The sequence below is a fragment of the Streptomyces sp. NPDC099050 genome, from assembly GCF_044759865.1.
Taxonomy (GTDB): domain Bacteria; phylum Actinomycetota; class Actinomycetes; order Streptomycetales; family Streptomycetaceae; genus Streptomyces.
Genome location: NZ_JBIWAE010000007.1, coordinates 108,437 through 125,270, shown reverse-complemented (window position 1 = coordinate 125,270; position 16,834 = coordinate 108,437). Strand labels below are relative to the sequence as shown.

Sequence of the window (16,834 nt, the reverse complement as noted above, 5' to 3'; positions counted from 1 at the left end):
GTGCGGCTGACCCCTACGGAGCGCGACCGGCTGCTGCTCCGCAGCGCTGCGGAACTGGCCAGGGCCCGGCGGGCCCGCGGACTCAAACTCAACGTCCCGGAGGCCACCGCGCTCATCGCGGACACGGTCTGCGAGGCCGCGCGCGACGGCAAGCGGCTGGCGGAGGCCATCGAGGAGGCCCGCTCCGTGCTGGGTCCGGACGATGTCCTGCCCGGCGTCAGCGACGTGGTCACCGAGGTGCACGTGGAGGCCGTCTTCGACGACGGATCCCGCCTCGCGGTGGTCTCGTCCCCGATCCGGGGCGCCGTCGGCCTGGGCGAGGACGCCCCGGGCGCGGTCGTACCCGGTCCCGGCGCCCCCCAGCCGGAGCCCGCGGTCCACCTGCGCGTGCGCAACACCGCGCCGGTGCCGGTCAGCGTCACCTCCCACTTCCACTTCTTCGAGGCCAACCCGCGCCTCGACTTCGACCGCGCGGCGGCGTACGGCATGCGGCTGTGCGTGCCCGCGGGCTCCTCGGTCCGCTTCGACCCCGGCGGAGAGGCCGAGGTCGCCCTGGTCCCGATCGGCGGCGCACGCATCGCCATCGGCTTCGCCGGACTGGTGGACGGCCCGCTGGACGCTCCCGGAGCCAAGGAGCAGGCGCTGACCCGCGCCGAAGCCTGCGGCTATCTCGGTGCGACCGCCGCCCCCGACGCCAACGACCGCCCGGAAGGGACGACCGCATGAGCCGGCAGACACCCCACACGGACCACAGCGCGCACTGCGCACCCGGCAGCCGGCACATCGACCCGCACGAGTACGCCGCCGTCTTCGGTCCCCGCGCCGGCGACCGGGTCCGGCTCGGCGACTCCGGGCTGACCGTCCGCGTGGAGTCCGATGCGCAGAAGCCCGGGGACGAGTTCCTGGCCGGGTTCGGCAAGACGGCCCGCGACGGCCTGCACCTCAAGGCCGCGGCCGTCCGCGACACCTGCGACGTGGTGATCAGCAACGTGCTGGTCATCGACGCCGTACTCGGCATCCGCAAGGTCTCCATCGGCATCCGCGAGGGCCGCATCCACGCGATCGGCCGGGCGGGCAACCCCGACACCCTCGACGGGGTCGACGTCGTGGTCGGCACCGGGACGAGCATCGTCTCCGGCGAGGGCATGATCGCCACCGCCGGTGCCGTCGACACCCACGTGCACCTGCTGTCCCCGCGCATCATGGAGGCCTCGCTCGCGGCGGGCGTCACCACGATCATCGGCCAGGAGTTCGGCCCCGTATGGGGCGTCGGCGTCAACTCCCCGTGGGCGCTGAAGCACGCCTTCAACGCCTTCGACGCCTGGCCCGTCAACATCGGCTTCCTGGCCCGGGGTTCCTCCTCGGACCCGGCCCCGCTGATCGAGGCGCTCGCCGAGGGCGGCGCGAGCGGCTTCAAGGTGCACGAGGACATGGGCGCGCACACCCGCGCCCTGGACACCGCCCTGCGCGTGGCCGAGGAGTACGACGTCCAGGTCGCCCTGCACAGCGACGGCCTCAACGAGTGCCTGTCCGTCGAGGACACCCTGCGGGTGCTGGACGGCCGGACCATCCACGCCTTCCACATCGAGGGCTGCGGCGGCGGACACGTCCCCAACGTCCTGAAGATGGCGGGCGTCCCGAACGTCATCGGCTCCTCCACCAACCCGACCCTGCCCTTCGGCCGGGACGCGGTCGCCGAGCACTACGGGATGATCGTCTCCGTCCACGACCTCAAGCCGGACCTCCCCGGCGACGCCGCCATGGCCCGCGACCGGATCCGCGCGGGCACGATGGGGGCCGAGGACGTCCTGCACGACCTCGGCGCGATCGGCATCACCTCCTCCGACGCCCAGGGCATGGGCCGCGCGGGCGAGACCATCCGCCGCACCTTCGCCATGGCCGCCAAGATGAAGGGCGAGCTGGGCCCGCTGGCCGGCGACGGCGAGGGCGACGACAACGCCCGCGTCCTGCGCTACATGGCCAAGCTGACCATCAACCCGGCCATCGCCCACGGCCTGGCCCACGAGATCGGCTCCATCGAGGTCGGCAAGCTCGCCGACATCGTGCTGTGGCGCCCCCAGTTCTTCGGCGCCAAGCCGCAGCTGGTCCTCAAGTCCGGCTTCCCGGCCTACGGGGTCACCGGCGACCCCAACGCCGCCACCGACACCTGCGAACCGCTGGTCCTGGGACCGCAGTTCGGCTCGTACGGGGCCACCGCCGCCGATATCTCCGTGGCCTTCGTCTCGGCCGCCGCGGCGGCGCTGGGCAGCGACGAGATGCCGACCCGCAGGCGCCGGGTCGCCGTCCGCGGCACCCGGGGCATCGGCCCCGGCGACCTGCTCCTCAACTCCCGGGTGGGCGCGGTCGATGTGGACGCGCGCAGCGGACTCGTCTCCCTCGACGGGGAACCGCTGCGCTCCGAAGCCGCCGAGTCGGTCTCCCTCAACCGCCTGTACTTCCTGTAAGTCAGCACAGCCTTTAAGGACCCTGCCATGACCAAGCCTGCCGACGCCGGATTCCGGATGCCCGCCGAGTGGACGCCGCACGAGCGCACCTGGATGGCCTGGCCCAGCCCCAACCCCACCTTCACCAACGAGCAGGAGCTCGCCGAGGCCCGCGAGGCCTGGGGCGCCGTGGCCCGCGCGGTCCGCTCGTACGAGCCCGTGACCCTCGTCGTCTCGCCCGGTGACGCCGAGAGCGCCCGGGCCGTGGTCGGCGATGACATCGAGCTGGTCGAGCGGCGGCTCGACGACGCCTGGATGCGCGACATCGGCCCGACCTTCGTCACCAACGACGCCGGCGAGCTCGCCGCCGTCGACTGGACCTTCAACGGCTGGGGCGCCCAGGACTGGGCCCGCTGGGACCACGACTCGAAGATCGCCCGGGAGATCTCCGGCCTCGCCGGGACCCGCACCTACAGCACCGCTCTGGTCAACGAGGGCGGCGCCATCCACGTGGACGGCGAGGGCACCGTGCTCCTCACCGACACCGTGCAGCTCGGCAAGGGCCGCAACCCCGACTGGACCCGCGAGCAGGTCGAGGCCGAGATCCACGCCCACCTGGGCACCACCAAGGCGATCTGGCTCCCGTACGGCCTGGCCGGCGACTACGGCACCTACGGCACCCAGGGCCACGTCGACATCGTCGCCGCCTTCGCCCGCCCCGGCGTGGTCATGGTCCACAGCCAGCCCGACCCGGCCCACCCGGACCACGAGCGCGGCAAGACCATCGCCGCCATCCTGCGCGCCTCCACCGACGCCCGGGGCCGCCGGCTCCAGGTCGTGGAGATCCCGGCGCCGACCGTGCTGGAAGAGGACGGTGAGTGGGTCGACTACTCCTACATCAACCACTACCTGTGCAACGGCGGCGTGGTCCTGTGCGCCTTCGACGACCCGCGCGACGAGGAGGCGGCGGAGATCTTCCGCGGTCTGTTCCCCGAGCGGACCGTGACGCTCGTCGACGCACGTACGATTTTCGCCGGGGGTGGCGGTATCCACTGCATCACCCAGCAGCAGCCGAAGGTCTGACCCCGAGGGGGCGGCCGGGACGAGGAGTGGGCCATGGTGGCGGGTGAAGTACGTGCCGCGCGCAAGAACGCGCCGCCGCGCGAGGACGTACTGGTCGCCGCCATGGCCACCATCGCCGAACGCGGCCTGGACGGTCTGACCATGGCCGGCCTGGGCCGCCAGGTCGGCATGAGCAGCGGCCACCTCCTCTACTACTTCCGCACCAAGGACGAGCTCCTGCTGCAGACCCTGGAGTGGAGCGAGGCGGCGCTCGGCACCCGCCGCCGCGCCCTGCTGTCCCGCCGCGGCCCGACGCGCGAGCGCCTGCAGGCGTACGTGGACCTGTACGTGCCCGAGGGCGCCCGGGATCCGCACTGGACCCTGTGGCTGGAGGTCTGGAACCGCTCGCAGAACGCGGGACCGGCGGAGCGCGAGCGCCAGGGGGCCATCGAGGGCGCCTGGCACCGCGACCTGGTGGCCCTGCTCGCCGAGGGCATCTCGCGCGGGGAGTTCCGCCCGGTCGACCCGGACCGCTTCGCGGCCCGGCTGCGGGCCCTGCTCGACGGGTTCAGCATCCAGGTCGCCGTGGGCCTGCCCGGGATAGGGCGGGGCGACATCCTGGAGCACGTCGGAGAGTTCCTCAGCGAGGCGCTGACCCCGGGGTCCGGGGCCTGAGCAGGCGGTCCCGGCCGCCCCTCGGACGGGTGTGCCCGCATGCTGAGATTCCCGTCCACCCGCGGCATGCGGTATGGCAGACTGCCGACGTGCCTGCTCAGCTCATGATTATGGACAGCAGCGCGCCGGTCCCCAGTGGCCGCTGAGCCGCGGAAGAACTTCGCGGAGGCGGCCACCGTGCCCCAGACCCGCGCGCAGACCTCTCGCACCCGCGAGAGGTTTTTTCGTTTTCCGGCCCGAACACGCCGGAATCGGGCAGCGCGCGATGATGGGGGCAGTGGCGTCGGCCTGCCCGAGGGCGGGCATCCGGAACCACCCATCCGACAGGAGTCAGATCAGCATGACGACGACAGAGGCGACCGAGCCGACTGCGCCGGCTTCGGGCCCCGGCCCCGACGACGGGTTCCACGTCTTCGACACGACCCTGCGCGACGGTGCCCAGCGTGAGGGCATCAACCTCACGGTCGCGGACAAGCTGACGATCGCCCGGCACCTGGACGACTTCGGGGTGGGGTTCATCGAGGGCGGCTGGCCCGGCGCCAACCCGCGCGACACGGAGTTCTTCTCGCGTGCCCGCGCGGAGATCGACTTCAAGCACGCCCAGCTCGTCGCCTTCGGCGCGACCCGCCGGGCGGGCGGCTCGGCCGCCACCGACCCGCAGGTCCGCGCCCTGCTGGAATCCGGCGCCCCGGTGATCACCCTGGTCGCCAAGTCCCACGACCGGCACGTCGAGCTCGCACTGCGCACCACCCTCGACGAGAACCTGGAGATGGTCCGCGACACCGTCGCCCACCTGGTCTCCGAGGGCCGCCGGGTCTTCGTCGACTGCGAGCACTTCTTCGACGGCTACCGGGCCAACGCCGAGTACGCGAAGTCCGTCGTGCGCGCCGCCCACGAGGCTGGCGCCGACGTCGTGGTGCTCTGTGACACCAACGGCGGCATGCTGCCCGCGCAGATCGCCGCGACCGTCGCGACCGTGCTGGCCGACACCGGCGCGCGCCTGGGCATCCACGCCCAGGACGACACCGGATGCGCCGTCGCCAACACGCTGGCCGCCGTCGACGCCGGCGCCACCCACGTGCAGTGCACCGCGAACGGCTACGGCGAGCGGGTCGGCAACGCCAACCTCTTCCCGGTCGTCGCCGCGCTGGAGATCAAGTACGGCCGTACGGTCCTGCCGGCCGGCGCGCTGGCCGAGATGACCCGGATCTCGCACGCCATCGCCGAGGTCGTCAACCTCACCCCCTCCACGCACCAGCCCTACGTCGGCGTCTCCGCCTTCGCGCACAAGGCGGGCCTGCACGCCTCGGCGATCAAGGTCGACCCGGACCTGTACCAGCACATCGACCCCGCGCGGGTCGGCAACACCATGCGGATGCTCGTCTCCGACATGGCCGGCCGGGCCTCCATCGAGCTCAAGGGCAAGGAGCTCGGCGTCGACCTCGGCGGGGACCGCGCGCTGGTCTCCCGGGTGGTGGAGCGGGTCAAGGAGCGCGAGCTCCAGGGCTACACGTACGAGGCCGCCGACGCCTCCTTCGAGCTGCTCCTGCGCGCCGAGGCCGAGGGCCGGGCGCGCAAGTACTTCCGCATCGAGTCCTGGCGGGCCATCGTCGAGGACCGCCCCGACGGCACGCACGCCAACGAGGCCACGGTGAAGCTGTGGGCCAAGGGCGAGCGGATCGTCGCGACGGCGGAGGGCAACGGCCCGGTCAACGCCCTGGACCGCGCGCTGCGGGTCGCCCTGGAACGCTTCTACCCCCAGCTCGCGAAGTTCGAGCTGATCGACTACAAGGTCCGCATCCTGGAGGGCGCCCACGGCACGGCGTCCACGACCCGGGTCCTGGTCACCACGACGGACGGCGCCCGTGAATGGAACACGGTCGGCGTGGCCCCGAACGTCATCGCCGCCTCCTGGCAGGCCCTGGAGGACGCCTTCACGTACGGCCTGCTCCACGCGGGCGTGGAGCCGGCGGAGTAGTCCGCGGACGCCGTCTCGCCGCGCTCCGGCGGGGTGAGACGGCAAAGCCGATGTCCCTTATATTCCGCTAACGCAACATTTCACCCGTTCGGGTAGCGTCGTGGATATGAGGACCAGGCTTATATCCGTACGTACGGGATCGCTGCTGGCCGCTCTGCTGCTGGCGCTGTCCGCGACCGCGCTGCTGGTCGCCCCCGGGGCGTCGGCGGCCGACGGGACCACCACCGTGGCGGAGGCCCTCAAGAAGGGCCCGGTCTACGTGGACCCGCGCGCCGAGGCGCAGCTGCCGCCCGGGCAGGCGGACGCGCTCGCGAAGAAGATCAAGGACGCGGGGAAGCCGGTGTTCGTGGCGGTCCTGCCGGCCACCGCCGAGTTCCCGGCCGCGAGCGTGCTGAAGACGATCCGTACCGAGACCGGCATCACCGGGCTCTACGCGATCCGGCTCGGGGACGGCTTCAACGCCGGCGCCGACCGGGCCGTCATGCCGGACAACGCGGTCCGCAACCTCGTCGACGCCGTCAAGGCGGGCGGCGCCGCCGACGCGAGCACCGAGCTCAACAACTTCGTGGACCAGGCCCTCGCCCAGGCCAAGGGCGGGGCTCCGGCCTCCTGGGGCACCGCGAGCACCGACAGCGGGGCCCCGGTGGGCGCCCTGATCGGGCTCGGAGTGGTGGCCGCCGTCGGCGGTGGCGGGGCGTACGCGCTGGTCAAGCGCAACCGCAAAAAGAAGGAAGAGCTCCGGCGCGAGTCCATCGCCCGGCTGAGCGTGGTCGTCGACGAGGACATCACGGCCTTCGGCGAGGAGCTGGAGCGCCTCGACTTCCACCCCGGTGAACCCGGCGCCGACGACGCCATGCGCACGGACTACGAGCAGGGCCTCGACTCCTACGAGAAGGCCAAGCAGATCATGGCCTCCGTGCGGTACCCGGAGGAGGTCAAGGGCGTCACCCAGGCCCTCGAAGACGGCCGGTACGCCCTGGCCCGCCTCGACGCCCGCCGGGAGGGCCGGCCGCTGCCCGAGCGCCGCGCACCCTGCTTCTTCGACCCGCGCCACGGGCCGAGCGCCGAGGACGCCACCTGGGCCCCGGCGGGCGCGGCCGCCCGTACCGTCCCGGTCTGCGCGGCGGACGCCGTCCGGCTGCGCGACGGCCAGGACCCGGCGGTCCGCACCGTCGACACCGAGCACGGTCCGCGCCCCTACTACGACGCCGGCCCGGCGTACGGTCCCTGGGCCGGCGGCTACTTCGGCGGCGGCATCCTGCCCGGCCTGCTCATGGGCACGATGCTCGGTTCGATGATGTCCAGTCCGGCCTACGCCTCCGACTTCGGCGGCGGCAACGGCTTCGACGGGGGAGGCGGCGGTTTCGACGGGGGCGACGTCTCCGGGGCCGACTTCAACCCGTCCGACTTCGGCGGCGGGGACTTCGGCGGCGGAGGGGGCTTCGACGGCGGCGGCGGGTTCGGCGGGGGCGACTTCTAGCCGCCCCCCGGACCCGCCCGCCCCGGGGTCGCGCCGCGCGTCAGGCCTGCTTGATCGCCGAGATGTCGAAGGTCAGCTTCACCTTGTCGCTGACCATCACGCCGCCGGTCTCCAGGGCCGCGTTCCAGGTCAGGCCCCAGTCGGAGCGCAGGATCTCGGCGGAGCCCTCGAACCCGACGCGCTCGTTGCCGTAGACGTCGGTGGCCGAGCCGCCGAACTCCAGGTCGATGGAGAGCGGGCGCGTGACGTCCTTGATGGTCAGCTCGCCGGTGATGCGGTACTTGTCGCCGCCGAGCTGCCGCGCCTCGGTGGAGCGGAAGGTCATCAGCGGGAAGGTCTCGGCGTCGAAGAAGTCCCCGGAGCGCAGGTGGCCGTCTCGGTCACCGATGCCGGTGTCGATGGAGGCGATCTTCACCTCGATGGACGCGGTGGAGCGGGACGGGTCGGCGCCGTCCAGGTGCAGGGCGCCCTCGTGCTCGGCGAAGGTGCCGCGCACGTTGGTGACCATCGCGTGGCGGACGGTGAACCCGATGCTGCTGTGGGAGGCGTCGATGACGTAGTCGCCGGTGAGCGCGGCGAGGGCCGGGTCCACGTCGAGGGTGGCGACGGCGGTCGTGGTGGTGTCCTGGGCGCGGCGGTTGAAGAGACCCATGGCTGCTTCTCCTTGGTAGAGGTGCCGCTGGAAGTCCGGCACTCGATGATTCGTTGAACTTTCAACAAGAACGACGCTAGACCCATTCCGTTCAAATTTCAACCTCCCACGCTCTTGTCGGCGGCTTGGATGCCTTGACGGCATCTTGGTGACGCCTTGGCGGCCACTTGGCGGGAAGATTTGTGGAAACCCCACAAAGGACCAACGTCCTGCCTGGTGGGACGCACTGCTCCCCCAGTGGTTCTGTCCGGCCCGGACAGCGGAAGACACCTGACACTGTGCGGATTCGACGGAGGGTTTTTCCGGTCCGGCTTCGTAAGGTCATTACATGACCGTTGTGGACCAGATTCCGAGCGAGCCGACGGACGCCCGCGGACGCGTGGCCGAGCTGCACGACCTGCGCGAGCAGGCGCGCCGCGGCCCCAGTGACCGGGCGACCGAAGCGCAGCATGCCAAGGGCAAGCTCACCGCCCGCGAGCGGATCGCGTTGCTGCTCGACGAGGGTTCCTTCAAGGAGGTCGAGCAGCTGCGCCGCCACCGGGCGACCGGGTTCGGCCTCGAGGCCAAGAAGCCCTACACCGACGGTGTCATCACCGGCTGGGGCACGGTCGAGGGCCGTACGGTCTTCGTCTACGCGCACGACTTCCGCATCTTCGGCGGCGCCCTGGGCGAGGCCCACGCCACGAAGATCCACAAGATCATGGACATGGCCATCGCGGCCGGTGCCCCGCTGGTCTCCCTCAACGACGGCGCCGGCGCCCGCATCCAGGAGGGCGTCTCCGCGCTCGCCGGCTACGGCGGCATCTTCCAGCGCAACACCAAGGCCTCGGGCGTCATCCCGCAGATCTCGGTGATGCTCGGCCCCTGCGCCGGCGGCGCGGCCTACTCCCCGGCACTGACGGACTTCGTGTTCATGGTCCGGGAGACCTCGCAGATGTTCATCACCGGCCCGGACGTGGTCCGCGCGGTGACCGGCGAGGAGATCACCCAGAACGGCCTCGGCGGCGCGGACGTGCACGCCGAGACCTCGGGCGTGGCGCACTTCGCGTACGACGACGAGGAGACCTGCATCTCCGAGGTCCGCTACCTCATCACGATGCTGCCCTCCAACAACCGCGAGAACCCGCCGGTCCACGAGACCAGCGACCCGGCGGACCGCCGCTCCGACGTCCTGCTCGACCTCGTGCCCGCCGACGGCAACCGCCCGTACGACATGCTCAAGGTCATCGAGGAGCTCGTCGACGAGGGCGACGTCCTGGAGATCCACGAGCGCTGGGCCCGCAACATCATCTGCGCCCTCGCCCGGATGGACGGCCAGGTCGTCGGCATCGTCGCCAACCAGCCCGGCCACCTCGCGGGCGTCCTGGACATCCACGCCTCCGAGAAGGCGGCGCGCTTCGTCCAGCTCTGCGACGCCTTCAACATCCCGATCATCACCCTCCTGGACGTCCCCGGCTTCCTGCCGGGCGTCGACCAGGAGCACGGTGGCATCATCCGCCACGGCGCGAAGCTGCTGTACGCGTACTGCAACGCGACCGTCCCGCGGATCTCGCTGATCCTGCGCAAGGCCTACGGCGGTGCCTACATCGTCATGGACTCCCAGTCCATCGGCGCCGACCTCACCTACGCCTGGCCGACCAACGAGATCGCCGTGATGGGCGCCGAGGGCGCCGCCAACGTCATCTTCCGCAAGCAGATCGCGGACGCCGAAGACCCCGAGGCCATGCGCGCGCGCATGGTCAAGGAGTACAAGGCCGAGCTGATGCACCCCTACTACGCGGCCGAGCGAGGCCTCGTCGACGACGTCATCGACCCCGCCGAAACGCGCGAGGTCCTCGTCGCCGCCCTCGCGATGCTCCGCAACAAGCACGCCGATCTGCCGTCGCGCAAGCACGGCAACCCGCCCCAGTAGAGACGTGAGAGGAGAACCGCCACCGATGAGCAACGCGAACGGCACCCTGCTGAAGGTCGAGAAGGGCAACGCCGAGCCCGAGGAGCTGGCCGCGATCACCGCGATCCTGCTCGCCCGCGCCGCCGCCACCCCCGAGTACGCCCCGGCCACCGCCGTCGGCTCCCAGGCCGGCTGGCGCCGCCTGGAGCGCACCCCCGGCTTCCGCGGCCCGCGCAGCTGGCAGGGCTAGTACACGAAGCCCCGCGGGCACCACGCGAAGAAGCCCCCCGCACTCCTCGGAGTGCGGGGGGCTTTCGCGTACGACCGTGGGGCCGGGCGCGCGGGCCGGGGACGGCTACCGCAGGCGGGCCATCAGGGCGTGCTCGACGAGCGTGATGAGCGCGCTCTTGGCGTCCGCGCGGTGGCGGGCGTCGGTGGTGATGATGGGTGCGTCCGGGCCGATCTGCAGGGCCTCGCGGACTTCCTCCGGGGTGTACGGCTGGTGCCCGTCGAAGCCGTTGAGGGCGATGACGAAGGGCAGGCCGCTGTTCTCGAAGTAGTCGACGGCGGGGAAGCAGTCGGCGAGACGGCGGGTGTCGACGAGGACGACGGCGCCGATCGCGCCGCGCACCAGGTCGTCCCACATGAACCAGAAGCGGTCCTGACCGGGGGTACCGAAGAGGTACAGGATCAGGTCCTGGTCGAGGGTGATGCGGCCGAAGTCCATGGCGACCGTGGTGGTCGTCTTGTCCCCGGTGTGGGTCAGGTCGTCGATGCCGGCGGAGGCACTCGTCATGACGGCCTCAGTGCGCAGGGGGTTGATCTCGGAGACGGCGCCGACGAACGTGGTCTTGCCCACGCCGAAGCCACCCGCCACCACGATCTTCGCGGAGGTGGTGGAGCGAGGAGCCGCTCCGCCGTTAGAGCTTGCGAAGTCCACTGAGCACCCTTTCGAGCAGTGTCACGTCTGGCTGGCCGCCGGCGGACTCGTCGCCGCCGGGCTGGTGGATGGCGACGAGGCCCGCCTCCGCCAGGTCGGCGACGAGGATCCGGGCTACGCCAAGAGGAATGGAAAGAAGTGCCGAGATCTCCGCGACGGATTTGATCTCCTGGCACAGGAGGCAGATGCGCTGGTGCTCGGGCAACTGCCCTTGCAGCCGCGCGGGATCGGCCGTCGTGCTGACCAGTGCCTCGATGGCGAGCTGGTAGCGCGGACGGGTCCGGCCACCGGTCATCGCGTACGGGCGCACCAGCGGGTTGTGCGCCTGAGGAGCCGGCGGGCGCCCGCCGCGCGGAGGCTGCTGCGGGGGCCGGTAGGACTGCCCGGGCTGCTGCTGCGGGCTGCCGTACGGCTGCTGCGGCTGCTGGTAGGGCTGCCGCTGGTACGGCTGCCCGGAGGCGGGGTCGTGCTCCGGCGCGGGCCGGTTGCTGGGAGCGGAAGGGAAGTTGAAGCGGTTCTGGTCGTGCCCACCCTGCGGCTGCTGCGCGCCGCCATAGGGATGTCCTCCGGGTGTTGTCACGTTTCCTCCTCCGACTCCAAGTACGCAGTACTCCCTGTGGAACCGCGCCACCGCACCCTATGGTGCAGTGACGCGAAACGCACTGCCTGTCTGCTAGTTGAGAAGTCCGCCCTGCAGTTCCGCGCGCAGGTCCGGGGTGAGGACGCTGCCGGCGCGGTCCACGAGGAGGGCCATCTCGTACCCCACGAGGCCGATGTCGCACTCGGGGTGCGCGAGCACCGCGAGCGAGGATCCGTCGGAGACGGACATCAGGAAGAGGAATCCGCGGTCCATCTCCACCACGGTCTGGTTGACGGCGCCGCCCTCGAAGATGCGCGAGGCACCCGCGGTGAGGGAGGTCAGCCCGGAGGCCACCGCGGCGAGCTGGTCGGCCCGGTCGCGGGGGAAGCCTTCGGACATAGCCAGAAGGAGGCCGTCGGCGGATACCACCACCGTGTGAGACACCCCTGGGGTGTTGTCCACGAAGTTGGTGATCAACCAGTTCAGGTTTTGCGCCGCCTGGCTCATCGCGCTCACACTAACGCTCCTGGTCATAGCTGTTACTTGACTGCTCGGATCCCGCGTTGCGGCCCTGCTGGACACCGCGTCGCAGGTTGCTCAACCTGCCACGGATGTCCTCCGGGGCCCGGGAGACCTCGGGGCCTCCCTGCGGCGTCGTCTCCGCAGCGCCCTCGACCAGGTTGGCCTTGGGCACGCGCCGGGGGAGACCGGAGGGGGTGACCCCGCCGGCCTTCGGCTCACGGAGCTTCGCGGCCTGCTGCCAGCGCTCGTCGTTGTTCGAGCGCCAGTCGGCAGGGCCTTCCGCTTCCCCGGAAGCCTTCTCCGGCGCCGCGGGCTGCTGCTGACGCTGCGGCCGCTGCTCGAAGAGGGATCCGGAGGACTCCGCTTCCTGCTGTCCCGGCCGCTGCTGCGGCTGGCTGCCGCGTCGCGGCAGGCCCGCCCCGGTCACCTGGTGGCCGGCGTCGGCGGTGGCGCCCGGACGGTCGAAGCCTACGCGTTCCGGGGCCGGTTCGGGAGCGACCGGTGATTCCGATTCGGTCCCGTAATCCTGCTGGTAGGAGCCCGAGTAGGTGTTCTGCTGGGGCCACTCCGCAGCGGTGGAACGGGAATCGTACCCGCCGTCGTAGGCCGGGGTTTCCTGTCGCTGATCCGTGTACCCGGGTTCCGGATACGCGTACTCCTGCTGGGTGTACGCGTCGTATCCCTGCCCGGCCTGAGCGGATTCGTAACCGAGGTTGTAGCCCGTGGCGGGCTGCTGCTCGTAGCCCTGGTACGGCTGGTACGCGTGCTCCGGCTGCGGTTCCGGATACTCCGCCGCGGGCGCTGCGGACTCGTCGTACGCCGCTTGCGGCTGCGGGTAGCCGACCTGCGCCTCCAGCGCGGCCCGGCGCTCCTCACGGCCCAGCGACCGGCCGACCGGGTCGGCGGCGGGCTCCTCGAAGCCCGGCTGGTCGGCCCGGTGGACCTCGTAGCGGGAGTCGTCGAAGCCGAGCTCGGCGGCCGTGCGCAGCGGGGCCGGCTGCTGGCTCTGCTGGCGCGGGATCATCTGGGACACGGTGAAGTCGTCCGCCGGGATCTCCTCGCCACCGCCACCGTGGGTGATGGCGTCGGGGAGCATGACCAGCGAGGTGGTGCCGGCCGCTTCGCCCGAGGGGCGCAGCTGGACGCGGATGCTGTGCCGGTCGGCCAGCCGGCCGACCACGAACAGACCCATGCGCTGCGAGATCGCGGCGTCCACGGTCGGCGGGTTGGCCAGCTTGTGGTTGATGTCCGCGAAGTCCTCGGCCGTCAGGCCGATTCCCTTGTCGTGGATCTCGACCATCACGCGGCCGTCGGGCAGACGCGTCGCGGTGACCCGGACCTTGGTCTGCGGGGAGGAGAAGGTGGTGGCGTTCTCCAGCAGCTCGGCGAGCAGGTGCACGAGGTCGGTCACGGCCTGGCCGTGGATCTCGGCCTCGGAGACGCCCGACAGCTCGACGCGCTCGTACTGCTCCACCTCGGAGGAGGCGGCGCGCAGGACGTCGACGAGCGGGACCGGCTGGTCCCAGCGGCGGCCCGGCTCCTCGCCCGCGAGGATGAGGAGGTTCTCGCCGTTGCGGCGCATGCGGGTGGCCAGGTGGTCCAGGCGGAAGAGGTTCTCCAGCTGGTCCGGGTCGGCCTCGTTGTTCTCCAGCTCGGTGATCAGGGTCAGCTGGCCCTCGATCAGCGACTGGTTGCGCATGGAGAGGTTCGTGAAGATCGCGTTGACGTTGCCCCGCAGGAGGGCCTGCTCGGCGGCGAGCCGGACGGCCTCCCGGTGGATCTGGTCGAAGGCGCGGGCGACCTCGCCGATCTCGTCCTGGGAGTCGATCGGGATCGGCACCACCCGGGTGTCGACCTTGCCCGGGTCGGTGCGCGAGAGCTGGTCGACGAGCATCGGCAGGCGCTGCTCGGCGACGTCGAAGGCGCCGTTGCGCAGCCGGCGCATCGCGCGGCCCATCTGGCGGGCCATCATGCCGGCCAGGATGAAGGCGGCGAGCAGGGCCACGACCACGATGGCGCCGGTCAGGATGGCGTCGTTACGGGCCTCGTCGGAGACGGTTCCGGCGTCCTTGAGGGCCTTGCCGAGGAGTTCCTTCTCGAGCTCGGCGTAGCCGTCGAACTTGGCGGTGGCCGCGGCCTGCCACGCCTGCGGGGTGGTGCCGTCCTGCGCGAGCTTGGCGGGCTTCTCGCCGCTGGCTATCGCCTCGGTCATACCGGTGAGCGCGGAGCCGTTGACCACCGGCGGGGCGCGGAAGACGGTGCCCGCCTGCTCGGCCGCCTGCTTGGCGGCGGCGAGCTTGGTGGCGCCCTCCTCGGACTTCTTGCCCATGATCTCGCGCAGCCGCGCGACGTCCTCGTCGGTGCCGGCGGCGACGTACTCGCCGATGGCGATCTCTTCGAGGTACGCGTACGAGGAGAAGGCGACGAGCTGGGCCTTGCGGATGTCCTCGATCGCGCTCGGCCGGACCAGCAGGTGCGTGCCCACCGAGCGCTGCAGCGAGTTCGCGGCCTTGGACAGTTCGAGCGCGTAGACCATGCGGCCGTACGAGGTCACGTTGCCGGTGCCGAGGCCCAGCTCGTTGGAGAACTGCATGAGGTAGTGCTGGACCAGCACGTACCCCTCTTCGGTCGGGATCGGTCCCAGAGACCTGGGGAGGGCCTTCTTCGGCGTCTCGAACTGCGCCGCGTAGGCCGTCTTGCGGACCTGCTCCAGCTTCGGCTCCTCCTGGCGGAAGAGCTCCAGACGGCGTTCCAGGCCCTGGCCCTCGGGCAGGTCCTTCGCGGCCTCGGCGAACTTCGCCTTGGCCGCGTCGGTGGCGGCGTAGGCCTCCAGCACGGGCTCGGATTCGCGCTGGCCCCTGAGCAGGGGATCGGCCGTCAGGTCGCGCTCGTTCAGCAGCGCCTGGCCGTACTCGGCGGCGGCCTGGACGATGACCGCGGTCTTCTCGGCGTCCTTGGCCTCGTCCCAGGTGTCGATCGAGCCCTTCACCTGGAAACCGCCCATGACCAGTCCGACCAGGACCGGGACGAGGAGGATGGCGTTCAGACGGGTCGGCACGCGCCAGTTGCGGGGCGAGAACCTGCTGGTGCTGCCGGCGCTCACGGATGGTTCCACGGGTACGTCAAAGGATGACGCGGCCGCGCGCGGCGGCGGGGTGAAGTTGCCGCGCGCGGGTTCATCCGCGGGGCTCGAGTTGCTTCGCCTCACTCGACCAACAACCTCTCGGCGGTGCTACTAGCTAGTTCGTTGAATTCCAGCACGGTTAACGGCCGTGTTCCAAACAGTTGAAATCGGCCATTCCTAGAGCCTTATGTCCCACATAAATCGGACATAAAGAGCGTCCTGCGGCAAAAGCGGGGCCAGTTGTGAGCGCAGTGACACCGGACGAACGCACCGTGTCGCCAACTAATGCCAATTCTCTGTCGAAACGTTATGAACGAAGGGGGCGGGCCGTGTCGCATGACACAGCCCGCCCCCTCAGAACCGGCCGATGAGGCCCTCGTCGTGCGGCGCCCCTACGTGAACCGTTACTTGAGCCGCGCCATCAGGGCGTGCTCGACGAGCGTGATGAGCGCGCTCTTGGCGTCCGCGCGGTGGCGGGCGTCGGTGGTGATGATGGGTGCGTCCGGGCCGATCTGCAGGGCCTCGCGGACTTCCTCCGGGGTGTACGGCTGGTGTCCCTCGAAGCCGTTGAGGGCCACGACGAACGGCAGACCGCTGTTCTCGAAGTAGTCGACGGCCGGGAAGCAGTCGGCCAGGCGCCGCGTGTCGACGAGGACGATCGCCCCGATCGCGCCGCGCACCAGGTCGTCCCACATGAACCAGAAGCGGTCCTGGCCCGGGGTACCGAAGAGGTACAGGATCAGGTCCTGGTCGAGGGTGATGCGGCCGAAGTCCATGGCGACCGTGGTGGTCGTCTTGTCCCCGGTGTGGGTCAGGTCGTCGATGCCCGCGCTCGCGGACGTCATCACGGCCTCGGTGCGCAGCGGGTTGATCTCGGAGACGGCGCCGACGAACGTGGTCTTGCCCACGCCGAAACCACCCGCCACCACGATCTTCGCGGAGGTGGTGGAGCGAGGAGCCGCTCCACCGCTAGAGCTTGCGAAGTCCACTGAGCACCCTTTCGAGCAGCGTTACATCCGGCGTGCCGCCGGCCTCTCCATTGCCCGGCTGGTGGATGGCCACCATGCCGGCCTCCGCCAGGTCGGCGACGAGGATCCGTGCGACGCCGAGCGGCATGTTGAGCAGTGCGGAGACCTCCGCGACAGACTTGACCTCACGGCAGAGGGTGCAGATGCGCTGGTGCTCCGGGAGCAGCCCGGACAGGTGCATCGGATCGGCCGTGGTGCTGACCAGGGCCTCGATGGCGAGCTGGTAGCGCGGTCGGGTCCGGCCACCGGTCATCGCGTACGGACGAACCAGCGGCTGGTCGCCTTCCGAGTACGAGTCTCCGTACTGATCGGAATAGGCGGGGGGCGGGGTCATTGATCCTCCGGGCTGGACAGCAGTGGTCAGCGTGCCGTCTGACGGGGCGGCCGGTGGGGGGACGGTATGACGGCCTGATGGCGGTACTGGGTTCCGGGGCCGCGGCCCCGGTCCCCCGGCCGGC

General features: G+C 70.9%; 15 protein-coding genes. 8 read left to right on the top strand and 7 right to left on the bottom strand.

Features of this window, described 5'->3' with window-relative positions; translation table 11 throughout:
• The 6 genes from ureA (at position 1) to ACIQV3_RS14390 (ending at position 7,639) form a co-directional block, all read left to right on the top strand.
• The gene (gene ureA, locus ACIQV3_RS14415; RefSeq protein WP_403712705.1) at positions 1-726 is read left to right on the top strand and encodes an urease subunit gamma; all 726 of its coding nucleotides are present in this window, start codon (positions 1-3) and stop codon (positions 724-726) included.
• Complete coding sequence (locus tag ACIQV3_RS14410) at positions 723-2,465, top strand: urease subunit alpha (protein ID WP_403712704.1); 1,743 nt, start codon at positions 723-725, stop codon at positions 2,463-2,465. The genes ureA and ACIQV3_RS14410 overlap by 4 nt, the downstream gene beginning before the upstream one ends.
• A gap of 27 nt (positions 2,466-2,492) precedes the next feature.
• Positions 2,493-3,527 carry an agmatine/peptidylarginine deiminase gene (locus ACIQV3_RS14405; RefSeq protein ID WP_403712703.1) on the top strand — a complete coding sequence of 345 codons (1,035 nt, stop codon included), beginning with the start codon at positions 2,493-2,495 and terminating at the stop codon, positions 3,525-3,527.
• 33 nt (positions 3,528-3,560) lie between these two features.
• Complete coding sequence (locus ACIQV3_RS14400; protein ID WP_403712702.1) at positions 3,561-4,181, top strand: TetR/AcrR family transcriptional regulator; 621 nt, start codon at positions 3,561-3,563, stop codon at positions 4,179-4,181.
• A gap of 340 nt (positions 4,182-4,521) precedes the next feature.
• Complete coding sequence (cimA, locus tag ACIQV3_RS14395; RefSeq protein ID WP_403712701.1) at positions 4,522-6,159, top strand: citramalate synthase; 1,638 nt, start codon at positions 4,522-4,524, stop codon at positions 6,157-6,159.
• A 106-nt stretch (positions 6,160-6,265) separates the two neighbouring features.
• Complete coding sequence (locus ACIQV3_RS14390; RefSeq protein WP_403712700.1) at positions 6,266-7,639, top strand: hypothetical protein; 1,374 nt, start codon at positions 6,266-6,268, stop codon at positions 7,637-7,639.
• 40 nt (positions 7,640-7,679) lie between these two features.
• Here ACIQV3_RS14390 and ACIQV3_RS14385 read toward each other — a convergent pair whose 3' ends face one another.
• A complete protein-coding gene (locus ACIQV3_RS14385; protein WP_403712699.1) occupies positions 7,680-8,291 on the bottom strand; it encodes a YceI family protein in 612 nt (203 codons plus the stop codon).
• A 328-nt stretch (positions 8,292-8,619) separates the two neighbouring features.
• On the opposite strand from ACIQV3_RS14385, the gene ACIQV3_RS14380 reads away from it, so the two are divergent.
• Complete coding sequence (locus ACIQV3_RS14380; RefSeq protein ID WP_243337765.1) at positions 8,620-10,203, top strand: acyl-CoA carboxylase subunit beta; 1,584 nt, start codon at positions 8,620-8,622, stop codon at positions 10,201-10,203.
• A 25-nt stretch (positions 10,204-10,228) separates the two neighbouring features.
• A complete protein-coding gene (locus ACIQV3_RS14375) occupies positions 10,229-10,432 on the top strand; it encodes an acyl-CoA carboxylase subunit epsilon (RefSeq protein WP_403712698.1) in 204 nt (67 codons plus the stop codon).
• 105 nt (positions 10,433-10,537) lie between these two features.
• On the opposite strand, the gene ACIQV3_RS14370 is transcribed toward ACIQV3_RS14375, so the two are convergent.
• The 6 genes from ACIQV3_RS14370 to ACIQV3_RS14345 all read right to left on the bottom strand — a co-directional run bounded on the left by ACIQV3_RS14370 (position 10,538) and on the right by ACIQV3_RS14345 (position 16,710).
• Complete coding sequence (locus ACIQV3_RS14370; protein WP_007266770.1) at positions 10,538-11,122, bottom strand: ATP/GTP-binding protein; 585 nt, start codon at positions 11,120-11,122, stop codon at positions 10,538-10,540.
• Positions 11,103-11,702 carry a DUF742 domain-containing protein gene (locus ACIQV3_RS14365; RefSeq protein WP_403712697.1) on the bottom strand — a complete coding sequence of 200 codons (600 nt, stop codon included), beginning with the start codon at positions 11,700-11,702 and terminating at the stop codon, positions 11,103-11,105. The genes ACIQV3_RS14370 and ACIQV3_RS14365 overlap by 20 nt, the downstream gene beginning before the upstream one ends.
• Positions 11,703-11,795: 93 nt before the next feature.
• Positions 11,796-12,209: a roadblock/LC7 domain-containing protein gene (locus tag ACIQV3_RS14360; protein ID WP_243337850.1), complete on the bottom strand. Its 414-nt coding sequence runs from the start codon at positions 12,207-12,209 to the stop codon at positions 11,796-11,798.
• Between the two features lie 10 nt (positions 12,210-12,219).
• A complete protein-coding gene (locus ACIQV3_RS14355; protein ID WP_403712696.1) occupies positions 12,220-15,432 on the bottom strand; it encodes a nitrate- and nitrite sensing domain-containing protein in 3,213 nt (1,070 codons plus the stop codon).
• Between the two features lie 320 nt (positions 15,433-15,752).
• Positions 15,753-16,337: an ATP/GTP-binding protein gene (locus tag ACIQV3_RS14350; protein WP_385229961.1), complete on the bottom strand. Its 585-nt coding sequence runs from the start codon at positions 16,335-16,337 to the stop codon at positions 15,753-15,755.
• A complete protein-coding gene (locus tag ACIQV3_RS14345) occupies positions 16,318-16,710 on the bottom strand; it encodes a DUF742 domain-containing protein (protein ID WP_243337752.1) in 393 nt (130 codons plus the stop codon). Before ACIQV3_RS14345 ends, ACIQV3_RS14350 begins: the two co-directional genes overlap by 20 nt.
• Between the last annotated feature and the right edge of the window lie 124 nt (positions 16,711-16,834).